This is a genomic window from Acinetobacter sp. AS5, assembly GCF_048957595.1.
Taxonomy (GTDB): domain Bacteria; phylum Pseudomonadota; class Gammaproteobacteria; order Pseudomonadales; family Moraxellaceae; genus Acinetobacter.
On record NZ_JARDAL010000024.1, the window covers coordinates 39,135 to 57,785 of the forward strand.

At 37.7% G+C, this 18,651-nt stretch carries 18 protein-coding genes and 2 pseudogenes; 13 read left to right on the top strand and 7 right to left on the bottom strand.

Features of this window, described 5'->3' with window-relative positions; all coding sequences use genetic code 11:
• Positions 1-444: 444 nt before the first annotated feature.
• A complete protein-coding gene (locus PV763_RS09385) occupies positions 445-729 on the top strand; it encodes a type II toxin-antitoxin system RelE family toxin (protein WP_420937753.1) in 285 nt (94 codons plus the stop codon).
• Positions 730-763: 34 nt separating this feature from the next.
• Here the strand turns inward: PV763_RS09385 and PV763_RS09390 are convergent.
• A pseudogene (locus PV763_RS09390) lies at positions 764-874 on the bottom strand (IS6 family transposase); the annotation flags it as partial.
• A 199-nt stretch (positions 875-1,073) separates the two neighbouring features.
• Between PV763_RS09390 and PV763_RS09395 the strand changes: the two are divergent.
• From PV763_RS09395 to PV763_RS09440, 10 genes are all read left to right on the top strand, one after another.
• On the top strand, positions 1,074-1,526 hold the full coding sequence (locus tag PV763_RS09395) for a hypothetical protein (RefSeq protein WP_420937743.1): 453 nt from the start codon (positions 1,074-1,076) through the stop codon (positions 1,524-1,526).
• Positions 1,527-1,573: 47 nt separating this feature from the next.
• Entirely contained in the window at positions 1,574-2,773 is a 1,200-nt protein-coding gene (locus tag PV763_RS09400) for a TolC family protein (RefSeq protein ID WP_420937744.1), read from the top strand.
• A gap of 11 nt (positions 2,774-2,784) precedes the next feature.
• The gene (locus PV763_RS09405) at positions 2,785-4,257 is read left to right on the top strand and encodes an efflux RND transporter periplasmic adaptor subunit (RefSeq protein WP_420937745.1); all 1,473 of its coding nucleotides are present in this window, start codon (positions 2,785-2,787) and stop codon (positions 4,255-4,257) included.
• Positions 4,258-4,271: 14 nt separating this feature from the next.
• Positions 4,272-7,403, top strand: coding sequence for an efflux RND transporter permease subunit (locus tag PV763_RS09410; protein ID WP_016658591.1), 3,132 nt, complete (start codon positions 4,272-4,274; stop codon positions 7,401-7,403).
• A gap of 395 nt (positions 7,404-7,798) precedes the next feature.
• Positions 7,799-8,512, top strand: coding sequence for a HupE/UreJ family protein (locus tag PV763_RS09415; RefSeq protein WP_035363463.1), 714 nt, complete (start codon positions 7,799-7,801; stop codon positions 8,510-8,512).
• A gap of 13 nt (positions 8,513-8,525) precedes the next feature.
• The gene (locus PV763_RS09420; protein ID WP_016658593.1) at positions 8,526-9,176 is read left to right on the top strand and encodes a hypothetical protein; all 651 of its coding nucleotides are present in this window, start codon (positions 8,526-8,528) and stop codon (positions 9,174-9,176) included.
• Positions 9,177-9,257: 81 nt separating this feature from the next.
• On the top strand, positions 9,258-10,565 hold the full coding sequence (locus tag PV763_RS09425) for an MFS transporter (protein WP_213686869.1): 1,308 nt from the start codon (positions 9,258-9,260) through the stop codon (positions 10,563-10,565).
• Between the two features lie 116 nt (positions 10,566-10,681).
• The gene (gene hisD, locus PV763_RS09430) at positions 10,682-11,974 is read left to right on the top strand and encodes a histidinol dehydrogenase (RefSeq protein WP_420937746.1); all 1,293 of its coding nucleotides are present in this window, start codon (positions 10,682-10,684) and stop codon (positions 11,972-11,974) included.
• A 20-nt stretch (positions 11,975-11,994) separates the two neighbouring features.
• Positions 11,995-12,429 carry a YqaA family protein gene (locus tag PV763_RS09435; RefSeq protein ID WP_213686871.1) on the top strand — a complete coding sequence of 145 codons (435 nt, stop codon included), beginning with the start codon at positions 11,995-11,997 and terminating at the stop codon, positions 12,427-12,429.
• Positions 12,430-12,498: 69 nt separating this feature from the next.
• Entirely contained in the window at positions 12,499-12,624 is a 126-nt protein-coding gene (locus PV763_RS09440) for a YHYH domain-containing protein (RefSeq protein ID WP_155757095.1), read from the top strand.
• A gap of 49 nt (positions 12,625-12,673) precedes the next feature.
• Here the strand turns inward: PV763_RS09440 and PV763_RS09445 are convergent, their stop codons facing one another.
• A complete protein-coding gene (locus PV763_RS09445) occupies positions 12,674-12,943 on the bottom strand; it encodes a metal/formaldehyde-sensitive transcriptional repressor (protein ID WP_420937747.1) in 270 nt (89 codons plus the stop codon).
• Positions 12,944-12,999: 56 nt separating this feature from the next.
• On the opposite strand from PV763_RS09445, the gene dmeF reads away from it, so the two are divergent.
• Positions 13,000-13,950 carry a CDF family Co(II)/Ni(II) efflux transporter DmeF gene (gene dmeF, locus PV763_RS09450; protein ID WP_420937748.1) on the top strand — a complete coding sequence of 317 codons (951 nt, stop codon included), beginning with the start codon at positions 13,000-13,002 and terminating at the stop codon, positions 13,948-13,950.
• Positions 13,951-13,996: 46 nt separating this feature from the next.
• On the opposite strand, the gene chrA is transcribed toward dmeF, so the two are convergent.
• The 5 genes from chrA to PV763_RS09475 form a co-directional block, all read right to left on the bottom strand.
• Positions 13,997-15,343 (bottom strand): chromate efflux transporter, encoded by a 1,347-nt coding sequence (gene chrA / locus PV763_RS09455; RefSeq protein WP_420937749.1) that lies wholly within the window; start codon positions 15,341-15,343, stop codon positions 13,997-13,999.
• Entirely contained in the window at positions 15,340-16,266 is a 927-nt protein-coding gene (locus PV763_RS09460) for a chromate resistance protein ChrB domain-containing protein (protein ID WP_420937750.1), read from the bottom strand. The genes chrA and PV763_RS09460 overlap by 4 nt, the downstream gene beginning before the upstream one ends.
• Before the next feature lie 157 nt (positions 16,267-16,423).
• On the bottom strand, positions 16,424-16,990 hold the full coding sequence (locus tag PV763_RS09465; RefSeq protein WP_420937751.1) for a recombinase family protein: 567 nt from the start codon (positions 16,988-16,990) through the stop codon (positions 16,424-16,426).
• 455 nt (positions 16,991-17,445) lie between these two features.
• Positions 17,446-17,877 (bottom strand): MarR family winged helix-turn-helix transcriptional regulator, encoded by a 432-nt coding sequence (locus PV763_RS09470; RefSeq protein ID WP_004282098.1) that lies wholly within the window; start codon positions 17,875-17,877, stop codon positions 17,446-17,448.
• Positions 17,878-17,883: 6 nt separating this feature from the next.
• Positions 17,884-18,312 (bottom strand): organic hydroperoxide resistance protein, encoded by a 429-nt coding sequence (locus PV763_RS09475; protein ID WP_004282100.1) that lies wholly within the window; start codon positions 18,310-18,312, stop codon positions 17,884-17,886.
• Between the two features lie 204 nt (positions 18,313-18,516).
• On the opposite strand from PV763_RS09475, the pseudogene PV763_RS09480 reads away from it, so the two are divergent.
• Positions 18,517-18,651, top strand: a pseudogene (locus tag PV763_RS09480) (helix-turn-helix domain-containing protein); the annotation flags it as partial.

The window sequence follows — 18,651 nt, forward strand, 5'->3', positions numbered from 1 at the left end:
GGATCATGGAATGAAAAATCAGGATCTTTCTATTGTCGAGTTAATTAACAAATGCAATAAAATTGTCTATACGATCTGCGGATTATTAGTCTCACTAACTGCCTTATCTTTTGCCAGATAATTTCTGAATTTTAGTATCCTTTATCTTTTAATCTTACTTATTCCATTCTTTGCACTTATGTACTGGATGATAAAAATTACCGAGGAAATAAAAATGAGAAAATTTTAAAAGAATCTTCTTAAGAAATGAGTAAATCGTATAACTCATGATCTAGTCTAGGAGAGTGGTGGTAGTCCACTATGTGAGTTAATAAGATTTTAAGTAGTCATCATCGATTTATAAGATATTGAATATCGCTCTCAGAGCAGCAATTTATTCGTAATTAAGTATAATGACGAACTCAATTACCCTCATTGCTATAAGCTCCAGATCTCAAGTCACGCATACATAAATCACATTATTACTTTACAGCAGAATGGGAAAAACTCCCTAGCGCTATACGAGATCAATTTAAAAAGAAACTAGCCAAAGTCATAGAGCAGCCCCATATTCCAAAGAATATGCTTAGAGGCGATCTTGTAGGCTGCTACAAAATTAAATTATTAAAGGCTGGAGTTCGATTAGTTTATCAAGTCAAAGATGATCAAGTAGTTATCCTACTTATCACTGTTGGAAAACGAGCTGACAGCATAGTTTATGACGAAGCAAAAAAGCGTATTAAAGACTAAAAATGGGAGCTAGTACACTCGGAAAAATTCTGAACTCAGCTAACATTTCCTGAAGTTCACGATCGCTAATGCCATATTTACAATACCAGCGCACAGCCCAAAGAATGATTCCGCCCTGAAAATGCCGACCATAGAAGGGATTCATACACTGAAACTTTAGCTAAAACAGTCTTCAGCTTACCATTCGTGGTTATTTGCAACAGTGCCATAAAAATTATAAAATTCAATTTTTTACTCTTATTTCTTTGTAAAAAGAATACAATTAAATTTTTTTCTTACGGAAAGATTTACTTTTAAAGTTCTATTCAGTATGCTTTTTGCGAATCTTGAGATGATTTTTTCGTATGCCAAATAATAAGTTTTCAAAACTTATTCTTGTGTTTGTCCTGTTTTTGTTTGCTATAACAACGACGGGGATTTACACTTGGGCGCCAGTTTTGGTTAAAAATCTCGATCATCATCATGAAGTGGTTATTTCAGCCGATACTGCTGCAGACTCTAGCCAATGGTCATTAGCCCATGTTGATGAACAGCCAGCTATAGCGCAAGAAGATACAAAAAATCACAGCTGGAAAAGTTATGATGAACCGCAATTTCATCATACGGTAAAACCGATTCAAGCAGTTGATCAGGTCTCTATAGATCCTGTTTTCCTCATTAGCTTTCTGCTACCTCTTATCCTGTTTTTCCTGCATTATTTTGAACGTTTGATTCGAATATTTGATGTCAGAAAGAGACTAGGTTTTTTATGTAATTCTTACACATATTCAAAGTCATTAATCGTCCTTAGAAATTGATTTTCCTATACAAAAAATAATTTTCATTTTTTTGTATAGGTAGAATTATGTCTAAAAAAACACAGCTTTTTATAGCCTGTGGTCTAGCAGTAGCATCGATATACGCAAATTCAGCGTCAAATTATGCACAGCTTCAACAACAGGTCATTGCAAATGACTCTATATTAAAGAGTTTGCAAAATTCCCAAACTGCTTTTGACGTGAATCAAAAGTTTGCTGGCAAATTGAATAATCCAATATTCAATGCCGAATTGGATAATCTTGGAAATTCCAAGTTGAAGGAATTAGATGGTCCTTCAACCATGATTGGCTTATCTCAAGAGATTCCACTCAATAACAAACGTGCATTACGTCAGCAGGTTGCAGGTCTTCAAGGCACTACCAACGAATACGAAATTGTAAAACGACAGGCTGCCTTAAAAGCTGATTTACGCATTTGCATGTCAAATTGGTTTGTCGCATCGCAACGTGCGCAGATATATGCGACAGAAAGCAAACTCAATGCACGTCAAGCAAATGTATTGAATGAAAAATTGAAATTCGGCCGAGTCATTCCATCCGAAGTTCAACTCAGTGCAGCATTGTCTTCTGAGTCTAAATTGCGTCATTCCAATGAGCTAAAAAAGATTCAGTATCAAAAAAATTTATGTTCTAAATTCATCCCAGATTTACCTAGCCAAGCCGTTGAAGTTCCTTTAACAATTAACTTTTCTGACAAAACCAGTTTAAGCGAGCGTGAAGCAAGTTTAAAAAGTCAGCTTGCAAAATCTCAATTTGAGTTAGCAAAAAAAGAAGCTGTACCTGATATCACGGTAGGTGTTGGCGTTCGTAACTATCAAGAAACCAATGACAAGGTATTTCTAGTATCAACGTCCATACCACTTCCCGTGTTTAACCGTAATAACGGCAAAATCGCTATTGCTCAAGCAGAGCAAAATTATGCGGAGACACGTTCAGTACTCACTGCACGAAACACAAAAATTGAATTAGAAAATAAACAAATTCAGATTTCAAATCTGATTGATGCCATACATCAGTATGACAAAACCTTGCTTCCTGCGACCAATGAAAGTCTTCGTATTGCTGAAATGGGTTATCAGGCAGGGAAAATTTCACTGCTTGAATTTAATAGCATTAAACAAATTTGGCTGGATAAGCATTTGGCACGTTATGACCTGTGGTTGGCTTTGCAAAATGAAATTGCCGAAGTTGAACGCAATTATGTCACTGACTTGGCGAAGGAATAAGGGGAAATACAATGAATCAGCCTAAGAATACATTGATCGCTTCAGGGGCAATTGCATTACTGGTCGTGCTTTGTGCGATCGCTTGGTACAAAACATCAAACAAGCCTGTGACATCTGGGCATGGGGAGGCTGTCGAAGAAAAAGTGGCAGTTCCTGGAGATGAAAAAGGGCCTCATGGCGGTCGCTTATACCGTGATGGTGATTTTGCGGCAGAGGTGAAAATTTTTGAAGAAGGTGTAGAGCCTCACTTGCGTGTGTATGGTTATTTCAAGGATGAACCATTAAAGCCATCTGAGCTCCAAGCCAATATTTATATTAAACGTTTAGATGCCGAGCAAAACATCAGTTTTACACCGGAAGGTGATTACTTGATTGGCAATGAAATTGTCTATGAACCACATTCATTTCTAATGGTCGTTAATGTGAGTTATCAAGGCAAAAAACATAGCTGGAAATGGGATACCAAAGAAGGCCGTGTCACGATGCCAGACTCAAGCTTAAAAAGCAGTGGATTAGAGGTGCTGAAGGTTCAGCCGATGCAATTTGAAACTGCGTTGGAGCTTAAAGGTGAATTGAAGTTTCCAGATAATTTTGAAAGCCTTGTGACACCAAAGGCAAGTGGCACATTGCTGAAAACCTATCGCTCGATTGGAGATAAAGTCAATCAAGGTGATTTGCTAGCAGTGGTGCAAAGTCAGGAACTGATTCGTATCTCTGCAGAACAAAAAATTGCGCAAGATAATTTACAATTTGCCCGAAAAAAAATGGAGCAGGAGCGAAGCTTGTGGCAAAAACGTGTTTCACCAGAAGTTGACTATATCAATGCGAAGCGTGAATACGATGATGCACTTGTCCGTGTGAATGAACAAAACAGTTTAATTCGTTCTTATGGCGGGGCAGGAAACGGTACGATTGAAGTACGTGCTGCTATGTCGGGTACAGTCCTAGAAGTTCTTGGAGCTGTGGGGGCAAATGTGAACCCATCAACACCACTTTTCAAGATAGCCAATACATCTCAGCTTTTGGCTGTTGTCAATGTGCCAGCAGATAAACTGAATTTGATAAACCCAAATAACAAAGTAACAGTAAAAGCTGAAGCACCGAATACGGAAGAAGCGCTAGGACGTATTAAATATATTAGTGATGTTATTGATCCTAAAACTCGTACTGCACAAATCTTTGTCGAAATTCCGAATCAGTTTAAATGGCGTTCAGGTCAGTTGATTAGCGCTCATATTTTTGAAAAAGAAAGTATGAAAGCCATGGTGATTCGTGAAGATGCTTTACAGAACTTCCGGGATTGGGATGTGGTGTTTATTCGTGTAGGGAATGATTTCGAAGCTCGTCCACTAGAGTTGGGGGATAAATTTAATGGTTTCATCGAGGTGAAATCAGGTTTAAAACCTGGACAACTTTATGCAGCAGGCAATTCTTATTTACTAAAAGCTGAGCTAGGTAAATCTGGCGCTTCTCATGATCACTGATAAGGGGAGCGACTATGTTTGATCAAATTGTAAAATTCTCGATAAGAAGTCGATGGTTTGTACTTTTGACCTTCTTGTTGATTGGTGCATTAGGCGTTTATAACTACTTTAAACTGCCTATTGATGCCGTACCTGATATTACCAATGTTCAGGTTCAGATTAACAGTGAGGCAAAAGGGTTATCTCCACTTGAGATGGAAACTCAAGTAACTTATCCAATTGAGACAGCCTTGGCTGGTATTCCAAATCTTGATTACACGCGTTCAGTGTCTCGATATGGTTTATCGCAAGTTACTGCAATCTTTGATGAAGGCACTGATATTTATTTTGCACGCCAATTGGTGAATGAAAAACTACAAGGTGTAACTGCAAGTTTACCGGGTGGTATTTCTACATCGATGGGTCCTGTGTCTACAGGTCTTGGCGAAATTTTCATGTATACCGTGGAAAACAGTAAAGATAGTCCAAATCCTTTATCGCCAACAGAACTTCGTACTCTTCAAGATTGGGTGATTAAACCACAATTACGAAATGTCGAAGGTGTCAATGAAATCAACACCATTGGTGGATATCTTAAGCAATTTGTCGTGCGCCCTAACTATGCTTATATCCGTAGCATTGGTTTAGATCAGCAAGATATTGTGGAAGCGATTTCTAAGAATAGCTCAAACAAAGGTTCAGGCTATATCGAAAAAAATGGTGAACAGTATTTAATTCGTTCAGACTCGCAAATCAATTCTATCGAGCAAATTAAGAATATCCCAGTAACTACAAGTAATGGTTATATCCTACGCTTGAGTGATGTTGCTGAAATTTCGATTGGTCATGAACTTCGTACTGGTGCAGCAACTAAAGATGGTCAAGAAGTTGTGCTTGGCACAGCCTTTATGCTTATTGGTGAAAACTCGAGAAATGTTGCACATGCTGTTGATGAAAAGTTAAAAGAAGTCCAAAAATCACTACCAGAAGGTGTAGAAGCATCTGCTGTTTATAACCGTACTACTCTGGTTGATGCCACCATTGAAACAGTGAAAAAGAACCTTCTAGAAGGTGCAATTCTCGTTATCGTAGTCCTGTTTATTTTCCTTGGACATTTCCGTGCTGCATTAATTACTGCCATGGTTATTCCGTTGTCTATGCTCATGACTATTACAGGGATGGTAAACCAAAAGATCAGTGCCAACTTGATGAGCTTGGGGGCTTTGGACTTCGGTATTATTGTAGATGGTGCAGTTGTTATTGTTGAAGCATCATTGGCGAAACTTGCGCTAAAACAAAAAGAGTTGGGTCGAGTTCTAACGCGTCAAGAACGCTTTGCCACAGTGTTCGAAGCTACACGTGAATCACGCAAAGCAATTTTGTACGGTCAACTGATCATTATCATGGTGTATTTGCCGATCATGACGCTGTCTGGTGTTGAAGGTAAGATGTTTACCCCTATGGCGTTGACTGTGGTAATGGCGCTCTTGGCTGCTATGATTCTTTCAATCACATTTGTACCAGCTATGGTTGCTTTGGTGACTTCAGGTAAAGTGAAAGATGAGGAATCCAAAATTGTACACTGGATCAAAAACTTCTATAACCCAATCCTTGATTGGTCTTTAAATCACCGCTATAAGCTGATTGCTTTTGTCGCTATCTTCTTTGTTTTTAGTGCAAGTTTATCGACACGCTTAGGTTCTGAATTTATTCCATCTTTAGATGAAGGTGATGTTGCGTTACATGCCCTACGTATTCCTGGTACTTCTTTAACTCAAGCGATTGAAATGCAGTATGCACTTGAAAAAGAAATTAAGGAAATTCCTGAGGTTAAAACTATTTTTGCCAAAGTTGGTACGGCTGAAATTGCAACAGATCCAGTTCCACCAAACGTGGCAGATAATTTCGTTATTCTAAAACCTCGAGATCAATGGCCTGATCCTGATAAAGAGAAATCAGAAGTCGTTGCCGAAATTGAGCGTGTATCCAAAGCTGTTTACGGTAATAACTATGAATTTACTCAACCGATTCAGATGCGTTTTAACGAGCTAATCTCAGGTGTGCGTACGGATGTGGCTGTCAAAATTTCTGGTGATGATCTTGATCAGCTCCTTGAATTAGGTGAAGAAGTTGCTGAAATTTTAGAAGGCGTTAATGGTACTGCTGATCTCAAAGTTGAGCAGATGACAGGTTTGCCTATGGTCTCAGTTGAATTAAAACGAGACATGATTGCGAATTATGGATTAGATGCTGAAGATGTTCAAAACCAAGTTGCGAGTCTAATTACTGGACAGACAGCAGGTCTTGTTTTTGAGGGTGATAAAAAATTCGATATTGTTGTACGGATGGATGAAAGTTCAGTAACAGATTTAGAAAAGCTATACCAAGTGCCGATGAATTTGCCAAATGGAACCAGCGTATTGCTATCTGAACTGATTGAACTAAAGACCATTCAAGGTCCAAACCAAATCTCTCGTGAGAATGGTAAGCGTCGAATTGTAATCACAGCCAATGTCCGTGGTACTGACATTGGTAGCTACATTGCTGAAGCACAAGCAAAGATTGATGAAGGTTTCAAGCTGCCAGAAGGTTATTGGCTTTCATGGGGGGGTACGTTTGAACAAATGGAGTCTGCAACCAATCGCCTAATGATTGTCGTGCCAATCGCATTACTGATGATTTTTGTAATGATTTACATGGCACTTGGTAACATTCGTAATAGTGTATTGGTATTTACAGGTGTTCCATTTTCATTGACAGGCGGTGTGATTGCACTTGCATTGCGCGATATTCCTTTATCGATCTCTGCTGTAGTTGGTTTTATTGCGTTGTCAGGGGTCGCTGTTTTAAATGGGTTGGTTCTGGTTTCAGCCATTCAAAGACGACTTGAACAAGGTCAAGAACTTATCTCTGCAGTTAAAACAGGGGCATTGGAGCGATTACGTCCAGTCTTAATTACAGCTTTAGTTGCATCTCTAGGCTTTATCCCAATGGCTTTAAACGTCGGGATTGGCTCAGAAGTTCAGCGTCCAATCGCTACTGTGGTCATCGGTGGGATTATATCTTCGACCTTATTAACCTTGATTATTCTGCCAACACTTTATGTCTGGTTTAATCAAAAGCGAAGACCAAAAGAACCTACTCAACCTATTCCATATTCAGAATAATCGTTTTCAGGAATAGACCCATGATGAGTATAGTGCGAGATCAAAATCTGAAAATTGTCAAAATCTGGCTGGCCTGTATTTTGAGTCTCGTGCTGTGCTTGCATTTTAATCAGCATGCTTCAGAAATAAGTGTAATTGAACATTATTCAAATCTTGATGTAGCTCATGCACATCAGCATGAATCTGTGCAAATGCATATGCATACCGATAACCTCTATGAGCATGTCGTGGGATATGCTGCTATAAAACTTCTTGCACTAATATTGCTGCTTTCTACAGGGAAAATACGCGATCGTATTCAGCGTTATATCTTTTTGATGGCCAGTCGAATTTTTAAACCACCAAAAACATTAAAGGTTTTTTCGATTCTTTTATTTTTTTTGGAGTTTAAATTGATGACGAATTATTTTTCACAATATGTGAAGAACAAAATCGGCTTGAAACTATTTGTGGTATTGAGTTTGATTTTATTCAGTCCTGTCTTATTGGCACATGGTGTTGCCGAAGGGGATAAGGGCTATATCCAAGAAATATATGGTGTCCATGTGATTCCATTTATTTACTTGGGCGCTAAACACATGGTGACTGGCTATGACCATTTACTTTTTTTGGTTGGGATTATCTTTTTCCTTTATCGAATGAAGGATATTGGCCTGTATGTCAGCCTGTTTGCCATTGGGCATTCAATCACCATGCTGGTTGGTGTGTATTACAACATTTCGATGAATGCTTACATTATTGATGCCATTATTGGTTTTTCTATTGTTTACAAGGCTTTGGATAACCTTGGTGCATACCAGCGCTGGTTTGGTTTTCAACCGAATACAAAGATTGCGACGCTAATCTTTGGTTTGATCCATGGTTTTGGTTTGGCCGTGAAAATTCAAGAATATGAAGTGCCTGAAGATGGGTTATTAGCCAACTTAATCTCATTCAACATTGGTGTTGAATTAGGTCAATTTATGGCGCTCTGTATCATTTTATTGTTAATGACCATGTGGAGAAAGACCTCTTTTTTCTTCAAAACGGCATATCAGAGTAACGTATTTCTCATGTTCCTTGGTTTTCTATTGGTGGGTCTTCAGCTCACTGGATACTTCACTCAATAAAAGGTTTTAAGCAATGTATAACAATGAAATTCCAAAAGATGTTGAACTTCCATCATCTAAAAAGTTAATTAAATCTACCATTATTGCAGCTGTGAGCGCAGTCGTGGTTCTCGTGACCTGTGTAATGCCAGCAGAATATGCCATTGATCCTACCGGTATAGGTAAAGTACTTGGTTTAACCAATATGGGTGAGATTAAGCAGTCACTTGCAGAAGAGTCTGAAAATGGTATGGGTGTGACAGAAAGCTCATCAACTGATGGAACTGTAGATTCTAATGCTCAAGTGGTAAGTCCAGTTGAAGAAGATATTGTTGCTCAGACAGCGGTTATGCCCGGAATTATGAAAGACTCAATTAGTATTGAACTTAAACCTGGTCAAGCAACTGAAGTCAAAGTAAAAATGCCTGAAGGTGCCAGCGTGAATTTTGATTGGAAAACTAATGGTGGTGGCTTGAATTACGATTCTCACGGTGATCCTGTAAATGCACCTAAAGATTTTTACCATGGTTATGGAAAAGGTCGTAATGAAACAGCACAACAAGGTACTTTAACAGCAGCATTTGATGGCTCTCATGGTTGGTTCTGGCGCAATCGTACAGAGCAGAACGTGACGGTAACACTGAATGTTGAAGGTCAGTTTAGCGAGATGAAAAAAGTTTTTTAAGTTTGAAATAATCTCCTTGGACTAGTCCAAGGAGATCTTAATTGGCATAAATGGTTAGGTTCTGAATAAGGAGTCTCTAAAATGCTTGAAGTATTAAAAAACACAACCTATAGACATTTGTTCTTGGCCCAAGTGATCGCACTTGTTGGTACAGGGTTGATTACGATTGCACTTGCATTACAAGCCTATGATATTGCCAAAGGTCAAGCCGCAGAGGTTTTAGGCATCGCCTTAGCCATTAAGATGATTGCCTATATTGGAGTTGCACCAATTGCATCTGCTTTTGCAGAACGTTTGCCACGTAAAAAAGTACTTGTTACTCTGGATATTATTCGGGCTTGTACAGCATTGTGTTTACCTTTCGTGACGCAAATTTGGCAAATTTATGTGCTTATTTTTATTTTGCAATCAGCTTCAGCAGCATTTACCCCGACTTTTCAAGCCATGATTCCTGATGTACTGCCAGAAGAAAAAGAATATACCAATGCCTTGTCATTATCTCGCTTAGCTTATGATTTAGAAAATATTATTAGCCCAATGCTGGCTGCATTTTTATTGACCTACATCAGTTATCACAATTTATTCTTAGGAACTGTAATTGGATTTATTGGTTCAGCATTATTTGTCGTGAGTGCCAAACTTCCTAGGGCTAAAGTTCCTGAATTTAAAGGCGTGTATTACCGTATTAAGCAAGGGGCAAAAATTTATTTAAATACCCCACGCTTGAAAGCTCTCTTGGCACTCAATCTTGCTATTGCATCAGCAAGCGCGCTGGTCATTGTAAATACTGTGGTATTGGTACAATCCACTTTTAAATTAACAGAACATGCAACTACATTAGCATTTGGTTTGTTTGGCTTGGGTTCAATGCTTTCAGCTTTCATCCTACCCCAAATTATAGATAAATTTGCAGACCGCAAAGTAATGCTTGCAGGTACTGCTATCCTTGTGATTGGCTTATTTATGGGCTATTTCATTGGCAATTTTAATAACTTATTGGTGCTGTGGTTTATTTTAGGTATTGGCTATTCAGTTGCACAAACACCGACAGGACGTTTAATTCGTAAATCTGCAGACAGTGAAAACCGCACTGCATTATTCGCAGCTCAATTTGCATTTTCTCATGCTTGCTGGCTGATTACCTATCCTTTGGTGGGCTGGCTCAGTACCAACTTTGGAACATTATTTACCTTTATTCCAATGGCCATTATTGCTGTTCTTGCATTCATTGCAGCAAGCTTACTTTGGTCAGCAAGAGATGATGAGGTGAAAGAACATCATCATGCAGATTTACCACCAGATCATGCACATCTCCTCGAACATAATAAGGATGGTAAACATGAACATGAATTCATGGTCGATCATTACCATCAGCATTGGCCGAAATAAGCTAAGCTTATTGAATAGATTAAAAGATAGAAAATGTGCTTTGAATAAAAAATACAATTCTTATTTTGCATTCTAGTTCAAGTACTCAAATATGCTCCTGTTAGAGAGATACAGTGATGAAAATTTTAAAATCAACAGATCAAAGTTTCGAAAATTCACTTTCAGAATTACTCAGTTTTGAAACCGTTACCGATGCTCAATTGGTCACTACCGTAGATCAGATTATCCAGGCAGTCCGAGTGGGAGGTGATGATCAGTTATTAAAATATACGCAGCAATTTGATCAGCATCCGGCACTTGAGTTTTCAGAACTGGTTTTGTCACCAGAGATGCTAAAAAATGCATTTGATGAATTGGGGGATGAGGTCAAAAATGCGTTGGAATTTGCTGCTCAACGCATTAGAAAATTTCATGAAGCACAACTACAGTCAGGTTGGACGATTGAAGATCAATTTGGTAATACCTTGGGACAAAAGGTGACTCCTTTAGATCGTGTTGGGATTTATGTACCCGGAGGTTTAGCATCATATCCTTCATCAGTGCTGATGAATGCGATTCCTGCAATGGTTGCTGGTGTTAGTGAAATCATTATGGTTGTACCTGCACCTAAAAGAAAACTGAATCAATTGGTATTGGCGGCGGCCTATCTTGCAGGTGTTGATCAGGTCTTTACTATAGGCGGTGCACAAGCCGTAGCGGCTCTAGCGTATGGCACTGAAAGTATTCCTCGTGTAGATAAAATTACCGGGCCGGGCAATAAATATGTAGCTGCTGCAAAACGAGCTGTATTTGGGCAGGTGGGGATAGATATGATTGCAGGACCCTCTGAAATTGCGGTTTATGCTGAATCGGACTGTAATCCAGAATGGCTTGCCATGGATTTGCTATCCCAAGCAGAGCATGATCCTGTAGCACAGGCCATTTTTATTACTGATGATGAACAGGTATTGCAACAGGTTCATACTGCTTTACATCAGCATTTAGAAGTACTGCCTAGAGGAGATATCGCACGAGAATCGATTAATAATCGTGGAGCAATGATTCTTGTTCGGGATCGAGCAGAGGGCATTGATGTGATTAATCGAATTGCTCCTGAGCATCTCCAGCTCTGTGTTGAGCAACAAATTGCGCAAGATATGACGACGGGTATTCGTCATGCGGGGGCTATTTTCATTGGAAAGTATACTGTCGAAGCCGTTGGTGATTACTGCGCTGGACCGAACCATGTTTTGCCGACTTCAGGAACTGCACGGTTTTCATCACCTTTGGGAGTATATGATTTTCAAAAGAGATCCAGTTTGATCATGTGTTCTGAGCAAGGTGTTAAACCACTGGCACACGTCGCTGACATTCTCGCTCAACAGGAAAATTTAGATGCCCATGCACGTTCGGCCCGTTATCGTACTTAATCAATTTATTTAATTAGAAAATGTTGGTTTATATCGGTTTATTTCTGAGTGCATTTGGTGCAGCGACTTTGCTACCTTTACAGTCAGAAGCAGTCCTAGTCGGACTGTTTTCTATGAAAACATATTCAGTGGGCTTTCTATTAATGGTCGCTACCTTTGGTAATGTTCTAGGTTCATGTGTAAATTGGTGGTTAGGTTTAAAAATTGAAATGCATAAGGATAAGAGTTGGTTTCCTGTAAAAAGGGAACAGATTATTCATGCTCAAGCACTATATGCAAAATATGGATCATGGACTTTATTATTGAGCTGGGTTCCTATCGTTGGTGATCCAGCAACATTGGTCAGTGGAATTTTGAAGGAAAAATTTATTCGGTTTTTAATTATAGTTACGATAGCTAAAGGTGGGCGGTATTTCGTCATTTATCTCATTTATTATAATATTTTTGCTATTTAACTTTTTATCTTGGTTAAATTGTGTACAATTTAAATTCTAATTTTAAGTCATTTAACGGGGATAATACTAATGAAAAAGATCTTAATACTTTGCTTATTAACATCATTGACCACAATAGTTAGCGCACACTCTGGTGGTACTAACTCTCAAGGCTGTCATACCAATAGTAAAACTGGTGATTATCATTGTCATTAAAAATTTGATCAGCCTTAGCACTTCAAAAAGAAGTGCTAAGGCTTGTGTCTTATAAATAGCGTTTTATTAATTTTAAAAACTCCTGTAATTCATCTTCATTGACATGTTCATGTTGATTGGCCAAAACATGTTCACGTAAATGCTGTTCTATAAGTTCATTCATCAAACCATTGATTGCGCCTTTAATCGCTGCAACTTGCTGTAATACCTCAATACAAGAATTTTCAGGCTTTAAAAGATTCTGTTCAAGAGAATTGGTTTGACCTTGGATTCGTCTAATCCGATTTAAAATTTTTTTGTTTTGATTTAAGTGAGACATACTATTCAACCTAAAAAAAATATACTATGGGGGAGTATTAATTGTGGTGCAATAAAATGCAATATCTAACTAATGTTAAAAGTAACCATTCTCATCAATTTGACCAAGGAAATCCTTTGGCTCAAAAGAAAATTTTGATCGCAACCATTCTTACAGGTGTAATGATGGTATTTGAAATTTTTGGAGGCTGGTTCTTTAATTCCATGGCTTTATTGGCTGATGGATGGCATATGAGTTCTCATATGTTGGCATTAGGCTTAGCTTATTTTGCTTATAAAATGGCTAGAAAATATGCTCGTGATCAGAGATTTTGTTTTGGTACATGGAAAATAGAAATCTTAGCTGGATATTCGAGTGCCATTTTATTGATGGTTGTTGCTGTATTCATGGGTGTTCAATCTATAGAACGTTTATTCAATCCTGTGAATATTCACTACAATGAAGCAATTTCAATTGCGATTGTCGGCTTGCTAGTTAATTTTCTTTGTGCCTGGTTACTACGTGAAGATGGTCACCACCACGATCATCATCACTCTCATGCTGAACATGATCATGAGGACCATGACTTAAACCAGAAAGCAGCTTTTCTTCATGTAGTAGCAGATGCGGTAACTTCTGTATTAGCGATTATTGCACTTTTCGCGGGGAAGTATTTTGGATGGGATTTTTTAGATGCAGTGCTCGGTATCGTAGGTGCATTGCTTGTAGCACAATGGTCTTGGGGATTGATCAAAGAAACAGGTAAAACTCTTCTGGATGCAGAAATGGAACATCCCATAGTAATAGAGATTCAAGAAGTTATTGAAGAATTAGATAGCCAAATTACGATTACTGATCTCCATGTATGGAAAGTAGGTAAAGGTAAATTTTCATGCATTCTTTCTCTAGAATTGCACAATGTTAATTTAACAGCAAATGATGTTCGAAAAGCACTCTCTATACATGAAGAAATCGTTCATATATCTGTAGAGATTCATTACAAATCTGATCTTCTCGCTGCGGTTTAAATATTCTCACTAGATGAGCAGGTCATTAGACCTGCTCATCTATGTATTACAAACTGAATTTAATAATCAGTCCTAAAATAGCGGCTACGCCAATAACTCTCAATACGCTTTGATTAAATTTAAATAATGCGATACATGCTGCTAAGGTAATCACTGCGGCTATGTAGTCAAATTGTCCATCAAAGCCTTTTGGCCACAGTACGTGATAAGCAAAGAACAAAGCCAGATTTAGTATTACACCTACTACCGCAGCTGTAATAGCAGCCAGTGGGGCTGTAAACTTAATTTGGTTGTGGGTAGATTCTATAATTGGAGCCCCTGCTAAAATAAACAAGAATGAAAAAATGAAGGTGAACCAAGTAACGATGATTGCTCCTAAAGCCCCAGCAATAAATTGGTAATCTACCCCTAGTAAATCATTACTATAGGCACCAATGAACCCAACAAAAGCTACCACCATAATTAATGGACCGGGGGTGCTTTCACCTAATGCCAAACCATCAATCATTTGTGTCGGACTTAACCAGTGATAGTAATTTACTGCACCTTGATAAACATAGGGTAAAACAGCATAGGCTCCACCAAAGGTCATTAATGCAGCTTTAGTAAAGAACCATGCCATTTGGGTATATGCATGATCCCATCCAAAGATATAGAACAAACTTAATAATGGAATGAACCATAAAAAGGTAGCAATAGTAATAATTTTAGCAAGGCGTGACCACTTAAATAGCGCATGTTCAGGCGTAGGCGTATCATCATCAATAATAGCTTTACCATATGATTTACCATTCGATTGATGCACATTACTGGAAAAAAATTCAGGATATTTTTTACTAGTGAAATAGCCAGTTAAAGCTGCCAGTAAAACAATTAAAGGGAATGGAGCGTTAAATACAAAAATGGCGATAAATGCAAAAAGGGCAATCAACCAAAGAAATCTATTTTTAAGAGATTTACTCCCAATACGGTAGGTCGCATGGAAGACAATAGCTGTTACAGCAGGCTTGATGCCGTAAAACAACCCAGAAATGATAGGAACATCGGCAAATTTGACATAGATCCAAGACAAAGCGATTAAAATAAATAGAGAGGGTAAGACAAAAAGAATGCCAGCAATTAACCCCCCTTTAGTTTTATGCATTAGCCAGCCAATATATGTGGCTAATTGTTGGGCTTCAGGGCCAGGTAATAACATGCAGTAATTTAAAGCATGCATAAAACGCTTTTCAGAAATCCATTTCTTTTCTTCTACGAGCTCCTGATGCATCACAGCAATTTGTCCAGCCGGACCACCAAAACTTATAAATCCTAATTTCAACCAAAACAGAATTGCTTCTTTAAAGCTAATTTCAGTAGTGATTTCTACTACATTATCTTCAAGTTTATTCATGTTTTTTCACCACTGAAATTAGTAAACAGACCATCAAAGATTTGATTTGAAAGCTGTACAAGCTGATCGTCATCCTGAATGCTGGATCTTAAACCTTGCATAATTTTCTCAAAGCCAATAGCTTCAGGTGGTTCATTGCCTCCTATATCTAAGTAATGTACGATTTCTGCAACTTTTTTTAATGCGGGTGTTTCTAGGTTAAAGCTGTGTAATAGAACCTCGAATGAAACTAAATCATTGATGTGGGTAAAGGTAGCCCCATCAAAGTCGAAACCGATCGCTTCAGGAGGACAGTCATTAATATTATTTAGCCAAAGAAATGTAGGGTTATGATCAATAAATTTCTGAATGAGCCAAGCACAAGCTAAGCGATCTATCCAGGGACGTTTGCGTGTAACCCAGACTTTATTTTGGAATGTGTGCTTAGATAAGGTTTGAATTTGATCGTGTTGCACATTCGGTTCATCAATTTCACCTAAATGTGCAATCTTTAGTTCTAATCTGCTTAAATTGTTGAGAGCAGTGTGTTGAAGCTCATTTGGAAAGAAGTCAATTTCGATAAGCGCAGTTAAACTTTTTCTCAATTTTCTAATAGTTTTTAAATGTTCATTTTTTTGATTTACATCAAGATTTTTTTCTAATGCTTTAAGCTGAACTAAAAATTCATCGTATTCAAATTTACGATCAAACAATTGTATTAAATTTAGATTTTCTGGGCAATCTGCATGGAAAACATATGCACTGCCATCAGCCGTGATGTGCTCTTCAATAATTGTGTCGAATTTTGAACTGTATTTGAATGGTAGTAAGTAAACGCCATCCCTAAGCATTACTGCACCACAACTTTTTATGGAGCGCCAGATTCTCATTCTGACAGTGGCACTTTGTGATGAGAGGCTAGAAATTAGAATTGAAATTTTCATGTAATAAACTCTACTTTATATGTAAAGAATATTACAATTAATTTTATTTTAAGTATAGTTGTTTGTTTTCCGGTCTTCTATAATTTATATTTTTTATTTAAAATCATATATTTGTAAAATATTTATAAATTAAATATAGTCGCCAATTTCAATTGAGTTATTCACTGGCTTTTAAATAGCGGTATACCGCTTGGCGACTAATTCCAAATGCCTGACCTAATGCCATTTTTGAAGGGTACTTCCCTTCCTTCCATGCTTGTCGTAAAGCTTCAGCCTGGTCAGGATTCAATTTATGTACCCGGCCTTTGTACTTTCCTTGAGCAGAGGCTAGTTTAATTCCTTCTTTTTGCCTCTCTAGAATGATCTCACGTTCGAACTGTGCAAAAGCACCCATCAATTGCAGCATCAAATTATCCATCGGGGTGGCTTGGGCAGTGAATGTAATATTTTCTTTTACAAACTGGATAGCGATCCCTCGTTTAACCAATTTATCTACTTCAGTGACCAAATCTTTTAGGCTTCGTGCAAAACGATCCATGGAATGTACAATCACCCTGTCCCCTTCCCGAACATAGTTCATCATCTCTTGAAATTTTGGTCGGTCGGTATTTTTACCAGAAGCACGGTCAACAAAAATCCGGTCAACTTCAATTCCCTCAAGTTGACGTCCAGTATTTTGCTCGACTGAACTGACCCGGACATACCCTACTTTTTGACCTTTCACTCTTTCATGCCCCAATTGGATAAAAATGAACAATTTCGTAAATTATAAACCTTTAATATCAATGTTACATGTTACTTATGATTAAAAATCATTTAAATGATACAAGTTTTTACGAACTTTTAAAGTGTTACTTTGGGGTATACTCTAAATATACACATCTGAATAAAGAGTTTTTTCTTATTCATCAGAGATTGAAAAAGTAATTAGTCAATTAATTTCGATTAAGCAGTGGAACTAATGAAAGTTGTGGAACATTGATCAAATAGTAAGCGTGGAACATGAAAAATCATAAAAAAAGCCCGAACAGGGATGTTCGGGCTATAAAATAGAAACTACAGCATTGATTTCTATAGATAATTATAACACATTTCGTATAAGGTGTATTATGTTAATTTTAGAAAAACTAATTGATTCTTGAAAGTAAACAGGCTTCCATTATCAGATATTAAGAGGTCTCAAATTCTTTCTGATAATAGATTAACTAATACTTTTAATTCATCTCGTAATTGATTTAAGTTATCAAACTCAATGTTCTTGGTAAGCTCTTTAGGAATCTTTTCTGCTTCAGCAGATAAGTCTCGCCCTTTATCTTTTAATGAAATAAAAACTCGTCTTTCATCATTAGGATCACGTGATCGATTAATTAGACCAGATGTCTCCATTCTTTTTAATAGTGGGGTTAATGTTCCACTATCAAGATGTAAAATTTGTCCAAGATCACCCACACTTACACATTCTTTTTCCCACAAAACCAACATCACTAAATATTGAGGATAAGTGAGTCCGAGAGGTGTAAGAAAAGGGCGATAAGCTTTTACGATTAAATTAGATGCAGCATAAATAGGAAAACATAGTTGCTCATCTAAGCAAAGCTGATTCTTGGACATAGCTTTTTATTTGGTATAGACAGTGGTAGACACCTGTATATTACCTCGAATAGCATTGGAATAAGGACATACTTGATGCGTTTGTTCCACGATTTTCTCTGCCTCAGCTTGTGAAATACCTGAAAGCGTGACATCTAAGTGTACTGTCAAGGCAAATCCACCATTGCCATTAGCAACCATTCCAACAGTACTCAGGACCTCTACATCGTTATCACGGATTTTATATTCTTTATTGCTACGAGTTACATGGATCACTGCATTTCCAAAGCATGCAGCATAGCCAGCTGCAAATAATTGTTCAGGATTCGTTGCATCACCTTTACCACCTAATTCTTTTGGCAAAGCCAATTTTAGTTCTAAGATACCATCTTCACTACGAATATTTCCTGAACGTCCACCGATTGCTTTAACCTGGGTAGAATAAAGATTACTCATTTTGATTACCTTTAAATAAATACATTGTGTGCAATATAATTGCACACAATGTATTTATGTCAACTGTTTTTTATATTCCATTTAACATAATGGCGGTTATACGAAATTAGTATGTTAGAACCCATTTAAAGTGTCTATATTCTCACCAATAAAAATGTCTAGTTTATGATGGTTTTCACCATCATGGACTGGATATAAATATAGATGCTGATCACTATGTCTGATAAAGAAATTCAACGTCTTGCAGTTCTGCAAGACGTTAGAGATCATCGTATTACCCAGGTCCGTGCTGCTGAAATCCTGAATCTTTCCACCCGTCAAATTACCCGGTTATTGCAG

Coding starts and splice junctions, on each gene's coding strand:
- PV763_RS09395 (WP_420937743.1), top strand. CDS start 1,074: ATGCCAAATAATAAGTTTTCAAAACTTATTCTTGTGTTTGTCCTGTTT.
- PV763_RS09400 (WP_420937744.1), top strand. CDS start 1,574: ATGTCTAAAAAAACACAGCTTTTTATAGCCTGTGGTCTAGCAGTAGCA.
- PV763_RS09405 (WP_420937745.1), top strand. CDS start 2,785: ATGAATCAGCCTAAGAATACATTGATCGCTTCAGGGGCAATTGCATTA.
- PV763_RS09410 (WP_016658591.1), top strand. CDS start 4,272: ATGTTTGATCAAATTGTAAAATTCTCGATAAGAAGTCGATGGTTTGTA.
- PV763_RS09415 (WP_035363463.1), top strand. CDS start 7,799: ATGACGAATTATTTTTCACAATATGTGAAGAACAAAATCGGCTTGAAA.
- PV763_RS09420 (WP_016658593.1), top strand. CDS start 8,526: ATGTATAACAATGAAATTCCAAAAGATGTTGAACTTCCATCATCTAAA.
- PV763_RS09425 (WP_213686869.1), top strand. CDS start 9,258: ATGCTTGAAGTATTAAAAAACACAACCTATAGACATTTGTTCTTGGCC.
- hisD (WP_420937746.1), top strand. CDS start 10,682: ATGAAAATTTTAAAATCAACAGATCAAAGTTTCGAAAATTCACTTTCA.
- PV763_RS09435 (WP_213686871.1), top strand. CDS start 11,995: ATGTTGGTTTATATCGGTTTATTTCTGAGTGCATTTGGTGCAGCGACT.
- PV763_RS09440 (WP_155757095.1), top strand. CDS start 12,499: ATGAAAAAGATCTTAATACTTTGCTTATTAACATCATTGACCACAATA.
- PV763_RS09445 (WP_420937747.1), bottom strand. CDS start 12,943: ATGTCTCACTTAAATCAAAACAAAAAAATTTTAAATCGGATTAGACGA.
- dmeF (WP_420937748.1), top strand. CDS start 13,000: ATGCAATATCTAACTAATGTTAAAAGTAACCATTCTCATCAATTTGAC.
- chrA (WP_420937749.1), bottom strand. CDS start 15,343: ATGAATAAACTTGAAGATAATGTAGTAGAAATCACTACTGAAATTAGC.
- PV763_RS09460 (WP_420937750.1), bottom strand. CDS start 16,266: ATGAAAATTTCAATTCTAATTTCTAGCCTCTCATCACAAAGTGCCACT.
- PV763_RS09470 (WP_004282098.1), bottom strand. CDS start 17,877: ATGTCCAAGAATCAGCTTTGCTTAGATGAGCAACTATGTTTTCCTATT.
- PV763_RS09475 (WP_004282100.1), bottom strand. CDS start 18,312: ATGAGTAATCTTTATTCTACCCAGGTTAAAGCAATCGGTGGACGTTCA.